This is a genomic window from Vibrio sp. M250220 (genome assembly GCF_036533795.1).
Classification (GTDB): Bacteria; Pseudomonadota; Gammaproteobacteria; order Enterobacterales; family Vibrionaceae; genus Vibrio.
On the sequence record NZ_JATABI010000042.1, the window covers coordinates 58,513 to 71,741 of the forward strand.

Below are 13,229 nucleotides of genomic sequence, written 5' to 3' on the forward strand. Positions count from 1 at the left end.
CTGGGTTGAGATTAGACGGTAAATTTGTTCAAAATACTATCTTGTTCGCGAATGTTTTCGGTTTGAGCCTGCATGGCAATGTTGGCATTATTTGCGGCTTCTGCAACCTGAGTGGACAAGTCTTTGATCTTCACTGTGTTGTTGTTTATCTCTTCGGCGACTAAGCTTTGCTCTTCGGCGGCTGAAGCGATCTGAATGTTCATGTCACTGATTCGCTGAATGGCATCGCGAATGCTTTCGAGTGCTCTGTTGGCCTCCTGAGCTCTCTCGACAGCGGTGCTAGCAGTTGTTTTACTCATATTCATGGCATTCGACACAGACGTTGCCCCTGCCTGTAATTGCTCAATCATGTTACGGATTTCCGTGGTAGATTCCTGAGTTCGTTGCGCGAGCGTGCGAACTTCATCAGCCACGACCGCAAAACCACGCCCCGATTCACCTGCGCGAGCCGCCTCAATCGCTGCGTTGAGTGCCAGCAAGTTTGTTTGGTCTGCGATGTCATTAATGACTTTGAGTATGGTTTCAATGTTGTCTGTTGCAGATTCTAGGACTTTAACTTCCTCGACCGCCTCATCAATTTTCTGAGAAAGATTGTCGATAGCACTGGTTGTTTCGCTGACAACAGATGTCCCGATACTGGTTGCATCATCGGCTTCTTTTGCCGCAGCCGCAGCCCCTTGAGCATTGTTGGCGACATCGCCTGACGTGGTGGCCATTTCATGCATCGCGGTGGCCAACTGTTCCAGTTCGTGAAGTTGGTCTTGCATTGCTGAAGCCGATTCTTGTAAGCCGACAGAAGTCATTTCTGAACCTCGCAAAATTTCAGAACCGATCGCTTTAGACTGAGTAATCAGTTGCTGGAGCTGGCTGGTAAAATCGTTAAACCCACTGGCGAGGATAGAGAACTCTTTGTCAGTCTTGGTATCAAGACGTTGCGTCAGATCCCCTTGACCAGAAGCTACGTCCTGAATGGCCTCGCTGAGCGAATCGAGAGGGCGCATCAATGTTTTGATCAAAACCAAAAGGATGACGATACTGATAACCAATGCAATCACCGTGTAGATGATGGAGCTGTTTCTCAGGTCAGCAAGAGATTGATATGCGATCTCTTCATCAAGTACTACACCAATATACCAATCTTCGCCGGGCACTTTGGCGAAGTCGAGAGTGTACTCTTTACCATCGATAATGGCTTCTTGGGGTTGGTCTTTAATCTGTGTATCGCCTAAGAACTCTTTCATAGGCTTACCATTTAACGCTGTCGTTGGGTGCGCAATGGTTGTGCCATCACCAGAGACGACAAACACGTACCCCGCGTTAAACAGATCGACCTTGTTAACCAGTTCAGCGAGTGCGGCCAAGCTCACGTCATAAAATATCGCACCAATAAATTTACCGTTATCTCGCACTGGGGTGGCGATCGAAACCAGTATTTCACCCGTGCCTGAATCTGCGTATGGCGCGGTAATGATGAGCTTTCCAGAGTTTTTTGCGTCAATATACCATGGTCTGACACGGGGATCCCAACCTGCACCAGGGTCCCATGATGCTTCATTACCTATGTGTGAACCGTCGCTTTCAAACCCTAACCCAGCAAGGAGGAAAGTCTCTTTTATCACAGGTCGGGTGATAACCTCGGAAATAGCGTCAGGTGAAAGGTCAAGCTCAAGCATACTTGTGGCATAAGAGGCTATCGCTTTACGAGCATTAATTTCAGATGCGGTCGTGTCTCGGACACCGTTAATGATTTCGGTGACGCTAGAAGTAACGTGAGATTTCACTTCACTTCGAACAATATAGTATTGCTGAAGAGTCAGAAGTGTAACAGTCGCTAAAAGCAGGACAGACGAAGCGGCCACAATCTTATGGCTAAATTTCATTTCATGATCCTCATCTCTATATAAACTCTTTAGTTATAGATCATATAGTTATGAAATGAGTATTCAGCCAGAAAAAACTAAAACTTTTCTATCAGTTAAAGGCCGAGTATGGTTTTCTCTAATCCCGTCAACAACGATTCGTTACCATCAAATAGCGTCGAGACAACTTGTGCGCGTTTTTTACCAGACTTCATCTGCTTACATGCCTCTCTAACCGTTAGGACTAATTGGAGTTCATTGGCTAATGAAGAAGTTTGATTCACTTTCCAGTGATTGATTTTCTGGCTGAGTTTGCTCTCTTTTAGAACCGGTTTTAAAGAGGTGAGTTCTTGGCGTAAAACCGCCAGCAAGTCGAGTTGTGCCTCGCGGTTGGCGACGAGTGTTGCGAGTCGATTAAGCACGGCTGCTATTAACTCATTGAGCTCAACATATCCACCTTGCTTAGGTAATTGAGACGTGACACGTGACGACACTTGTATAGAACGAACGAGGGTTTTCGGCGTATAAGTTATCGCTGTCAGGGCGTCGAAAGGTAACCAGAAAGATTGTCCCGCTTCTACTGCATATTCTTGTTTACCGAGTTTAACCAATGCCAATCCCTTCTCAACGCAAATAAGCTGATGTTTCAGCAGCTTTTTTCGTGATGTAGAAACAAGGAAGTCGTATAGCTCAGATTGGAAAGAGATTGCGTAGTGCATGGTGTCGCTCATCGGTAAAGGGGCGCTAAGATTAACGCTTATTGTTAAAAAAGCCAACTTTGTGGAAGGTATCGCCCAATTTCCGATAAAGAGTCTGGTCTGACCTTGCCGATTCTGCGAGAACTGTAGCTGCTAAGAATCATTTCTCAGCGTAGAATAGTGCGGCTTTTTACCTAACGAACAGAATAATGACGACAAACACAGACCCTTTTATTGAGATTCGTCCTTACAATGACGATGAAATTCCCGCGGCAATTGACCGCTTAGTTAATGATGAAGAATTCATCAGTGCGATTTTACAGCACCGCTTTTCAAACCACGCTGGTTGGTTTAAAACCTTAATGTCGCCAGTGGTTAAGATATACCTGAAGATGAAATGGTCCAAGCTCAGGTCGGTTGAGACCATACAACTTGAGGTTAAGAAGTATCTAGATCAAACCCTTAAGTCCACAACTCGAGGCGTGACTTACAGTGGTCTGGATAATTTAGACACAGAGCAGGCTTACCTGTTTGTTTCTAACCATCGTGATATCGCGATGGATCCTGCTCTGGTTAACTATGGTCTGTTCAAAAATGGCCATAAGACAGTCCGTATTGCTATCGGTGACAACCTGCTGAAAAAGCCTTGTGCGACTGAATTGATGAAGCTCAACAAAAGCTTTATTGTTAAACGTTCAGCGAAAGGCCCTCGCGAAATGATGAAGGCCCTCGGTACTTTGTCTGGGTATATCAAACACTCTTTGGATACTGGTCACTCAATCTGGATCGCTCAGAAAGAAGGCCGCGCAAAAGATGGTAACGATTTTACCGATCCAGCAATCTTAAAAATGTTCCACGTCGAAGGTCGAAAGCTCAAGCTCTCATTTCCTGACTACATTAAGACGCTAAAAATTGTTCCGGTTTCTATCTCTTACGAAAACGACCCATGTGATATTGCTAAAGCCATTGAGTTGTATGCTAAAGATTCTGTCGGCAGTTACGAAAAAGGCGAGTTTGAAGATATTGAAAGCATTATCCAAGGTATTGTTGGCGATAAAGGACACGTGCATGTCGCATTTGGTGATGTGATTGAGCAGGACTTTGAAACACCTGAAGCACTGGCTCAAGAAATTGATCGTCAGATTCATGCTAACTACAAGCTATTCCCAATCAATGAGCTTGCTGCCGGCAATGAACAAGTGGATGAACAGGTCAAAAAGACGTTTGCCGAAAAGTTGAACTTACTACCAAAGGATGCCCAGCCTTATTTGGTTGCCAGTTATGCCAACCCAGTAAAGAACCGCCCATAGTGGCTAGGCGTTGAGTTTTTAAAGCCTCATGTCCTGCATGGGGCCTTTTTATTGGCTGAGGCTAGGGAGCAACGGCTCCACCCAACGTTAAGTTTGTTGGCCACTTAGTAATGCGATTGCCACCTAGGAAAATATTCCCTTTTACCGTCATCGTTTCGGGAAACTGAGTGATCTTCGAACCGCCTATATACAAATTCCCATCGACTGTTAAGCCCTCTGGAAGTGATTCGAGTGGCGTACGTATGACACTGAGATCGCCTTTTACTCTGAATCGTGGAGGAAGAGAGGTGACTGGTGTATCAGTTAAATTAATATAGCCGCCGACTTTCACCCCACTGGGCCAACGAGTAATTTGGGAACCGATCAGGTTAGCAAATCCACGAATATTAATCCCTTTTGACAATTTCTTTAAGCCACTGTTGGAGGCATCTAAACTGCCTTGGATATCCATTCCTTGTGGAAGATGTTGAATTTGGGTTTTTGCGATGTTGAGGTTGCCTTGGACAACAAGTCCTGCGGGAAGCTCGGTATAGGGTTTATTACGCAAATCCAGATTACCGTAGTTGTCGAGATGATTGAGAATACGGAACTGGTCGAGTGGTTGTGCGTAGGCAACAAAACACAGCGAGCAGAGCAATGGGATTAAGTAAAGTGGGTTGCGAATCATAGCCAGTAGATTAGTTACTTTTAGGTCACTATGAGTTCTAGGCTAGAGCAGGTCAATGACAATGACAAGCAAAGTCAAAAAAACGGGCACAAGCGCCCGTTTTATAAAGAATAAATCACTGATTATCGTGCTAGCGATCGAGTTTTTAACTCAAAAATCAGTTTCTCTGCACTCACTTCAAATTTAAAACGAGCGGTTAACTCTGATGATTCGTCATCAATTGGCGTTACTTCGTGCTCTACATTCGCGCACACTTGCTGAGCGAGTTGAATGTACTTGTTTAGCTCAGCTTCTAAAAGGGTTTTACCTGCTGCATAGATGGTTACTTCAGCAACATCATCGCCTTCTTTAATGATGAAACCCATTTCGCCTGCGCAGCCACATGCCTCACATACTTGATCTTGTTCGGTACTCATTTAGACATCCTCCTACAAATAATGTGGCTATATTAGCGAGTTATTTGATGTTTATCCATAAAAAGCACTGTGTCAGGTTTCAGTGTAAGCGCAGCATGATATGTTGACGGTTGAGTAATTTTTAATCTTTTGTTCGATAATAGTTCTTGTTTGACTGTGAGGTAGATCAACTAATGACGAAAATACGTGTCATTATTTTGTCAGAGTGCCATTCATTTCGTTGTCAGAACTAACAATTTGTAAGATTATCGATAGCTCACAATTATATTAAAAAAATAATGCCTTGTGGGTTATAGAAACACACAAAGTGTCCCTATAAATATTTAGCTTGCACAACAATTAGGTAGTTCATGCGGTTTAGCCGTTGTTTGATCTTTGTGTTTCATAAGAGACATGGTTTCTATTGTTACATGACGGGTTGAAGTGAAAGCTAGTCACTTGGCGTCAATAATTGACTCAATATGAGTTTAGACGGATTTACAGAGAGAAGAGCCTGAACATGCCAAAGCGTAGTAAAGAAGATACCGAAATCACGATTCAGAAAATCATGGATGCGGTTGTTGATCAGCTTTTGCGTCTCGGTTATGACAAAATGTCGTACACCACACTGAGCCAGCAAACTGGTGTTTCGAGAACCGGCATCAGCCACCATTTTCCGAAGAAGACCGATTTCACCGCCGCACTAGATGGTCGAATCTTCAAGATGTTTGTTGACCACGTAGAGTTCGATAATGGGTTGGATGCCTTTTCATCTAGTTGGATCGCAGCGTTGGATAATGAAGAGTTTCGTGCCATCCTTCGCTTGCTTTTTCACCATATTGTTACATCTCAGAGCACACACGAGTTTGCAAGCAATGGCATTGACCGCTTGTACAAGATGGCTGAAACACAATTCGGTGAGGGTAGTGCGAAAGAGCTGGAGTGGTTAATTGGTAAATCACTCATTCGTATGGCTAAATAGCCAATCGTCAAAGCCTTCTTCGGAAGGCTTTTTGGTCTTAAATTCGCCACTTCTCTTCTTCTCTCTCCTAACTCGATACGTTTTCTTATTGAGCGGCAAGATTTAGTCACCCAGCAACTGAGTCAGCAAAACTATTTTTAGCAATGTGAGTGCATTTGTAGAGCGCCAATTTTCACGTGGTCTACCATTAAAATGTTGCTAATTAATTTTTTTTGTAACTGTTTGGCTAATAAAGCATCAATGCACTGTGTTTGGTAACTCGGTGGTCTGCTACACTGTGATTGTTACAACAACCAATAGAGGAGTAGGTGTACGCATGACTTTTCCCGTCCTTATATGCGATGACTCCGCTTTAGCGAGAAAGCAAATGGCTCGCTCACTGCCTGCTTCGCTAAATGCTGACATTTCCTTTGCTGTGCACGGCTTAGATGCTCTGGAACAGCTGGAAAAGCAAGAATTTAAATTAATGTTTCTTGACCTGACCATGCCTGAGTTGGATGGTTTTGGTACGTTAGAGGAAATTGCGAATCGAAACATCGATATCTCCGTAGTGGTGGTATCTGGTGATATTCAACCTAAAGCTAAAGAACGAGTGATGTCTCTTGGTGCTAAGGCATTTGTCCAAAAGCCCATAGATAAAGATATCCTCAATAGCGTTCTTAAACAGTTGGTTGAACCCGTTACTCAACCTCGGATTGTGACGCCCGTTTCCATCGAGCTACCCATTTTGCGTCGTCGAGATGTCTATATGGAGGTCGCTAACGTCGCGATTGGCCGCGCTGCTGATGCGCTTGCGCGACATTTCGATGTGTTTGTTCACTTACCGCTACCCAACGTCAATATTTTTGAAGTGAGTGAACTTCACATGGCGTTGCGAGATCTCGCCGAAAACGATCAGGTTTCTGGTGTTTGCCAAGGCTTTAGTGGTGAGGGGATTGCCGGAGAAGCGTTAGTTTTACTTAGTGATTCGAGTGTTTCTGATCTCAAGAAATTGATGAAAGTTCCCGCTGATAGTGAAGAGCTCGAGGAGCTGGAACTGCTTATGGATGTGTCAAACATACTCGTGGGCTCATTTCTCAATGGCCTTGGTCAACAAGCAGAAGTGCGTTTTTTCCAAAGCTCACCCGTCCTGCTGGGGCAGCATATTTCTATCGATTCGGTCATTTCTTCCACTTCAGGATCGTTTAAGAAAACCATGACATTTGAAGTCAGCTACAACATTGATGGCACTTCAATTCGTTGTGATTTGCTGTTTATGTTTGTCGACGAGTCTTTGCCGTTGCTAGATAACAAACTCGCTTATTTGATGGAGGACTTCTGATGTTAAATCTTCCAGCTGAATTTGAGCAATTCCATTGGATGGTCGACATGGTACAGAATGTCGACTTAGGACTGGTCGTTCTCGACAAAGATCATAACGTTCAGGTTTGGAACGGCTTCATGACTCATCATAGTGGTGTACAAGCACATGATGCGATAGGTAAGTCCTTGTTTGAGCTCTTCCCTGAAATTCCTCAGGAGTGGTTCAGATTGAAAACCAAACCAGTCTATGATTTAGGCTGTCGAAGCTTTATCACTTGGCAACAACGCCCTTACTTGTTTAAGTGCCGCAACGTACGCCCAGTGACTCAGCAAGCAGATTTTATGTACCAGAACATCACGCTTAATCCGATGCGAACCCCAACAGGGGAAATCCGATCCTTGTTTCTTTCAATTCAAGACGCGACCGCAGAAGCTCTGGTGTCAATAAATCAATAATTTGCCAACAACGCCAAGGAACTCCTTGGCGTTGTCGTCTAAGCTATAGAGTCGATTCCAGCCAAGATACACACTATGAAACTCTCTATCCCTAGTTCACTTTTTACTGGCCAACAAGTTAAACGAGGCGAACAACGTGCTGCGCAACTCGCCGGCGTAGAGATGTACACCTTGATGCAACGTGCGGGCGGTTCGGCTTATGACTTGCTCAAGCGACTCTATCCTCAAGCCTCACGTTTGTTGATACTCGTTGGTAGTGGCAATAATGGTGGAGATGGTTTCGTTGTGGCCAAACTCGCTCAAGCGGATGGCATGAACGTCACCGTAGCGCTATACGGGGACGAGTCCAAGCTCGCGGGGGATGCGCTGAAGGCTAAGCAAGAGTGGCTGAACTGCGGCGGAGAGTTTACCTCTCTTGAGTCTCTTGACCTAGAGAGGCTCGATGTTGACGTGGTAGTGGATGGTTTGCTGGGGACGGGGCTTTCGGGCGATGTTCGACTACCACTCCAGAATCAGATTGAGCGCGTAAATCATCTTGATCTGCCTACCTTATCAATTGATCTTCCGTCAGGTCTGTGTAGCGATACGGGACGTGTATTCGGCAAAGCGATACGCGCCAATCACACCATAACGTTTATCGGTGTAAAACAGGGTTTGATGACGGGACAGGCGCGTGAGGTAACAGGGCAAATCCACTTCGCAGGATTGGGGGTAGACGGAGAATTTCTTCAGTGTGAAAAAGCGTCTAGCTCTCTGCTCGATATCGATGAGATGCGTGACGTATTGCCGCGTCGCAAACCCACAGCCCATAAGGGGCATCATGGGCGCTTGCTTTGTTTGGGGGGCAATGAAGGTTTTGCTGGTGCGATAAGATTATGTGCGAGCGCCGCCGCACGTAATGGAACTGGGTTGATTAGAGCACTATGCCATGTCCATTCCAGCATCGCTCTTCAGGTCAGTTGTCCTGAGGTGATGACTCAAGCTTGGAACCATCAATACGATGCTTTGCACCACGCGATATCAGAGGCTGATGTCATTGCGATTGGCCCAGGGTTAGGTAAGGATGAGTGGGCGCAAGAAATTTATCGAGCAACGGTCTGTGTCGACAAACCCAAAATCGTTGATGCCGATGGACTCAACCTGTTGGCTGTTGACTGCCATCGGGATCCGTTACGAATTATCACACCGCATCCTGGAGAAGCCGCAAGATTACTGCAATGCGGTGTCAAGCAAGTGGAGCAAGATCGATTCTCGGCAGTGCGAGAGTTGCAAGCGAAGTTTGGCGGTGTCGTCGTCCTAAAGGGCGCTGGTACCTTGGTTTGCGACGAAACGGATATCTTTGTCTGTTATGCGGGTAATGCAGGTATGGCAACAGGTGGAATGGGCGATGTACTAACAGGGATCATCGCTGCGATGCTTGCACAAGGTCTTAGCTTGGTTAATGCCGCGAAAGTGGGAGTGCTGCTCCATAGCGCGGCGGCAGATGAACTGGCACATCAAGAAGGCCAAATTGGCTTGTTGGCGAGTGATGTGGTGCACCACTCTCGTACGGTTCTCAATAATTGGCTTTCTGACTAATAATCGAACTTTTTTCAGCCATTTCTGTGACTTCGATTGTTATTTCACGCTAATCCGTTACAATGCTTGCTCGTTCCTGAGTTGTGCATCCGTATTTGCATATAAAAGGACAAATCCTCTTGTCTTTAACGCCTTGATTTTCTAGTTAAAGATACGTTTAAAATACACGTGTTGCTTGGTGTGCAACACCACTGTAAAGGACAGTTAAATGCCTATTATTACTCTTCCTGACGGCAGTCAGCGTCAATTTGACAACCCAGTTTCTACTCTTGATGTTGCTCAATCTATCGGTCCTGGTCTTGCGAAAGCAACCATTGCTGGACGTGTAGATGGTAATCGTGTTGACGCTTGTGATCTTATTGAACAAGACGCAAGCCTAGAAATCATCACAGTAAAAGATGAAGTTGATGGTCTGGAAATCGTACGCCACTCATGCGCTCACTTGCTAGGTCATGCGATCAAGCAACTTTTCCCTGAAGCGAAAATGGCGATTGGTCCAACTATCGATAGCGGTTTCTACTACGATATCGACTTAGAGCACTCACTAACGCAAGAAGATCTTGAAAAGATTGAAAAGCGTATGCACGAGTTGGCAAAGACTAAGTACCAAGTGATCAAGAAAAAGGTCAGCTGGCAGGAAGCACGCGATGCATTTGAAGCTCGCGGTGAAACATACAAGATGGAAATCTTGGACGAAAACGTTGCACGTGATGATCGTCCAGGCTTATACCATCACGAAGAATATGTCGATATGTGTCGTGGTCCACACGTTCCACACATGGGATTCTGTCAGCACTTTACCCTACTGAATGTAGCTGGTGCTTACTGGCGTGGTAACAGTGACAACAAGATGCTGCAACGTATCTACGGTACTGCATTCCACGATAAAAAAGCGCTTAAAGCTCACCTAACTCGTTTAGAAGAAGCGGCGAAGCGCGACCACCGTAAAATCGGTAAGCAATTAGACCTATTCCACATGCAGCAAGAAGCACCTGGCATGGTGTTCTGGCATCACAATGGTTGGTCTATCTTCCGTGACCTAGAAGTATTCGTTCGTTCGAAACTAACAGAGTACGGTTACCAAGAAGTAAAAGGTCCACTTATCATGGATCGTGTTCTGTGGGAACGTTCTGGTCACTGGGACAAGTACGCAGAAGCAATGTTCACTACCTCTTCTGAAAACCGTGACTACGCACTTAAGCCGATGAACTGCCCGGGTCATGTTCAGATCTTTAACCAAGGCCTGAAATCATACCGTGATCTGCCACTTCGCATGGCTGAGTTTGGTTCATGTCACCGTAACGAGCCATCAGGCGCGCTACACGGCATTATGCGTGTTCGTGGTTTCACTCAGGATGATGCTCACATCTTCTGTACTGAAAGCCAGATTCAAGAAGAAGTGACTAGCTGTATCAAGATGGTTTACGATACATACCAAACTTTTGGTTTCGAAAACATCGTAGTTAAGCTATCTACTCGCCCTGAAAAACGTGTTGGTTCGGATGAGATCTGGGATCAATCTGAAGAAGCGCTGAAGCAATCTCTTGAAGCGATGGATATTCCATACGAAATTCAAGAAGGCGAGGGTGCATTCTACGGACCTAAGATTGAATTCACGCTGCATGACTGTCTAGACCGTGCATGGCAATGTGGTACAGTTCAGCTAGACTTCAACCTACCGGGTCGTCTAGGCGCTACCTACGTGGATGAAAATAATGAGCGCCAAGTGCCAGTGATGATTCACCGTGCGATTCTGGGCTCACTAGAGCGATTCATCGGTATTTTGATCGAAGAATACTACGGCTTCTTCCCAACTTGGTTATCGCCAGAACAGACTGTAATCATGAATATCACTGACAAACAGTCAGATTATGTTCAGGAAGTGGCACAAAAACTACAAAAATGTGGAATTAGAGCTAAAGCGGACTTGAGAAATGAGAAGATTGGCTTTAAAATCCGCGAACATACTTTGAAGCGTGTACCGTATATGCTTGTTTGTGGCGACCAAGAAATGGAAGCTGGTGAAATCGCAGTACGTACTCGTAAAGGTAAAGACCTCGGTAAGTTTAAAGTGGATGATTTTATTTCCTACATCCAAGACGAGATCTCTACCCGTAAGCTCAATCTGGAGGAATAAACTATTAAAGGCGGAAGACGCGGCCAAGTACCGGCCAAACAAAATGCTCATCGTTTAAACGGTGAAATTCGTGGCGTTCGTGAAGTTCGTTTAACTGGCGCTGATGGCGAATCAGTTGGTGTCGTTTCTATTCAAGAAGCAGTAGCAGCAGCTGAAGAAGCAGGCATGGATCTGGTAGAAATCAGTCCAAACGCTGAGCCACCAGTATGTCGTGTAATGGACTACGGTAAATTCCTCTTTGAGAAGAGCAAATCTGCTAAAGAGCAGAAGAAAAAGCAAAAACAGGTTCAGATTAAGGAAGTAAAATTCCGTCCCGGAACTGATATTGGAGACTATCAGGTAAAACTACGCAACCTGACGCGTTTCCTTGAAGAAGGCAACAAAGTGAAGGTAACAATTCGCTTCCGTGGCCGAGAAATGGCACACCAAGAGATCGGTGTTGACGTTCTAAATCGTCTGAAGGAAGACACTGCTGAAATCGCTTTAGTAGAATCTTTCCCTAAGAAGATCGAAGGTCGTCAAATGATCATGGTTCTTGCCCCTAAGAAGAAGTAATTAACGGCTTTGCAAGTAATTAACCCTGCCGTTGTTAAAACGGCGGGGTTTGTTCGCCCTAATTACTATTGTTTATACAACTCAACAATGCGGAGTTATTCATCATGCCTAAGATGAAAACCAACAAAGGTGCTGCTAAGCGTTTTAAGAAAACTGCTGGTGGTATTAAGTACAAGCACGCTACAAAACGTCACATCCTGACTAAGCGTACTACTAAGAACAAGCGTCAGCTACGTCCAAATGCAATCCTTCCTAAGTGTGAAGTGGCTGCAGTAATTCGTATGCTACCATACGCATAATTCTTTTTAGTTTATTAATCGTTTAGTTTAGGAGAAGCATAATGCCTCGCGTAAAACGTGGTGTACAAGCTCGTGCACGTCATAAGAAAGTTCTAAAACAAGCTAAAGGTTACTACGGTGCACGTTCACGTGTTTACCGCGTAGCTTTCCAAGCAGTTACTAAAGCTGGTCAATACGCTTACCGTGACCGTCGCAACAAGAAACGTCAATTCCGTCAACTATGGATTGCACGTATCAACGCTGCATCTCGTCAAAATGGTCTATCTTACAGCCGTTTCATCAACGGTCTTAAGAAAGCATCTATCGAGATCGACCGTAAGATCCTTGCTGACATCGCGGTATTCGACAAAGCTGCATTTGCAGTTCTAGTTGAAAAGGCGAAAGCTGCTCTTTAATTAGAGTTAGTGATTAGGATTAAGAAAAGGGGAGCTTAGGCTCTCCTTTTTTATGCCCGCTTCTTTTGCCTGTTAATAAGCGTTATGTGCCTAGTGTGATTTGTCTGACATTATGTGCAATTAGATGTCTATATTATGTGCGGTGGTCATTCATAAGGAGTGGTTATGGCACTTACAAGTAAAGTCAAAGTTGTTGTTTCCTTTGCTGCTATGGCGATATCTTCGGTTTTTCTAGCTCTAGACTTATTTGGCGTAATTCCTTTTCTGGTTTTAGTTATTTCCTTTTTCACAGCAGTTATTCAAGGAGCTCTTTGTTTCCTAGGATATAAAGATGGAGACATGTTTGAAGCATATCAGGACTTTGAGCGCACAGAGGCAACAGCCTTTACAAATTTGCTCAAGGATAAAAAGGAATGTGACAAACTTTGAAGGCGGAACATAACAAGCAATTTAAGAGTGATTCACAACGCTTATATGGACTCCCTATTGTTGTCAAAAAGTATTGTTAACGAAGGTTAGATGCTTGCTTATATACGGGCTCTAGTTGAGAAGCTATCTCGGGCCACTTTGATGTGTTCGCACCGTCATGACTTTAT

The 13,229-nt window shown here is 44.8% G+C and carries 14 protein-coding genes; 10 read left to right on the forward strand and 4 right to left on the reverse strand.

Translation table 11 applies throughout. The features are described from left to right. Positions 1–11 precede the first annotated feature (11 nt). Positions 12–1,880 (reverse strand): methyl-accepting chemotaxis protein, encoded by a 1,869-nt coding sequence (locus tag QTN94_RS14610; RefSeq protein WP_331428069.1) that lies wholly within the window; start codon positions 1,878–1,880, stop codon positions 12–14. 95 nt (positions 1,881–1,975) lie between these two features. Continuing rightward, positions 1,976–2,578, reverse strand: coding sequence for an AraC family transcriptional regulator (locus QTN94_RS14615; RefSeq protein ID WP_331428074.1), 603 nt, complete (start codon positions 2,576–2,578; stop codon positions 1,976–1,978). Positions 2,579–2,766: 188 nt separating this feature from the next. Between QTN94_RS14615 and QTN94_RS14620 the strand changes: the two genes are divergently transcribed. Then, positions 2,767–3,867 (forward strand): 1-acyl-sn-glycerol-3-phosphate acyltransferase, encoded by a 1,101-nt coding sequence (locus QTN94_RS14620; RefSeq protein ID WP_331428071.1) that lies wholly within the window; start codon positions 2,767–2,769, stop codon positions 3,865–3,867. Positions 3,868–3,928: 61 nt separating this feature from the next. On the opposite strand, the gene QTN94_RS14625 is transcribed toward QTN94_RS14620, so the two are convergent. Further along, positions 3,929–4,534: a hypothetical protein gene (locus QTN94_RS14625; RefSeq protein ID WP_331428073.1), complete on the reverse strand. Its 606-nt coding sequence runs from the start codon at positions 4,532–4,534 to the stop codon at positions 3,929–3,931. A 122-nt stretch (positions 4,535–4,656) separates the two neighbouring features. Then, the gene (locus QTN94_RS14630) at positions 4,657–4,950 is read right to left on the reverse strand and encodes a YfcZ/YiiS family protein (RefSeq protein ID WP_138973238.1); all 294 of its coding nucleotides are present in this window, start codon (positions 4,948–4,950) and stop codon (positions 4,657–4,659) included. A gap of 499 nt (positions 4,951–5,449) precedes the next feature. Between QTN94_RS14630 and QTN94_RS14635 the strand changes: the two genes are divergently transcribed. From QTN94_RS14635 to QTN94_RS14675, 9 genes are all read left to right on the forward strand, one after another. After that, positions 5,450–5,911 carry a TetR family transcriptional regulator gene (locus QTN94_RS14635; RefSeq protein ID WP_138973239.1) on the forward strand — a complete coding sequence of 154 codons (462 nt, stop codon included), beginning with the start codon at positions 5,450–5,452 and terminating at the stop codon, positions 5,909–5,911. Positions 5,912–6,227: 316 nt separating this feature from the next. Beyond that, positions 6,228–7,232, forward strand: coding sequence for a response regulator (locus tag QTN94_RS14640; RefSeq protein WP_138973240.1), 1,005 nt, complete (start codon positions 6,228–6,230; stop codon positions 7,230–7,232). Then, on the forward strand, positions 7,232–7,669 hold the full coding sequence (locus QTN94_RS14645) for a PAS domain-containing protein (protein ID WP_138973241.1): 438 nt from the start codon (positions 7,232–7,234) through the stop codon (positions 7,667–7,669). The genes QTN94_RS14640 and QTN94_RS14645 overlap by 1 nt, the downstream gene beginning before the upstream one ends. A gap of 75 nt (positions 7,670–7,744) precedes the next feature. Beyond that, positions 7,745–9,247, forward strand: coding sequence for an NAD(P)H-hydrate dehydratase (locus QTN94_RS14650; RefSeq protein ID WP_331418220.1), 1,503 nt, complete (start codon positions 7,745–7,747; stop codon positions 9,245–9,247). 208 nt (positions 9,248–9,455) lie between these two features. Next, complete coding sequence (thrS, locus tag QTN94_RS14655; protein ID WP_331418221.1) at positions 9,456–11,384, forward strand: threonine--tRNA ligase; 1,929 nt, start codon at positions 9,456–9,458, stop codon at positions 11,382–11,384. A gap of 3 nt (positions 11,385–11,387) precedes the next feature. Then, the gene (gene infC, locus QTN94_RS14660) at positions 11,388–11,939 is read left to right on the forward strand and encodes a translation initiation factor IF-3 (protein WP_269375890.1); all 552 of its coding nucleotides are present in this window, start codon (positions 11,388–11,390) and stop codon (positions 11,937–11,939) included. 104 nt (positions 11,940–12,043) lie between these two features. After that, on the forward strand, positions 12,044–12,238 hold the full coding sequence (gene rpmI, locus QTN94_RS14665; protein WP_005377932.1) for a 50S ribosomal protein L35: 195 nt from the start codon (positions 12,044–12,046) through the stop codon (positions 12,236–12,238). A gap of 41 nt (positions 12,239–12,279) precedes the next feature. After that, positions 12,280–12,633 (forward strand): 50S ribosomal protein L20, encoded by a 354-nt coding sequence (gene rplT, locus QTN94_RS14670; RefSeq protein ID WP_004401084.1) that lies wholly within the window; start codon positions 12,280–12,282, stop codon positions 12,631–12,633. A 165-nt stretch (positions 12,634–12,798) separates the two neighbouring features. After that, positions 12,799–13,062 carry a hypothetical protein gene (locus tag QTN94_RS14675; protein ID WP_331418222.1) on the forward strand — a complete coding sequence of 88 codons (264 nt, stop codon included), beginning with the start codon at positions 12,799–12,801 and terminating at the stop codon, positions 13,060–13,062. The last annotated feature ends 167 nt before the right edge of the window (positions 13,063–13,229 follow it).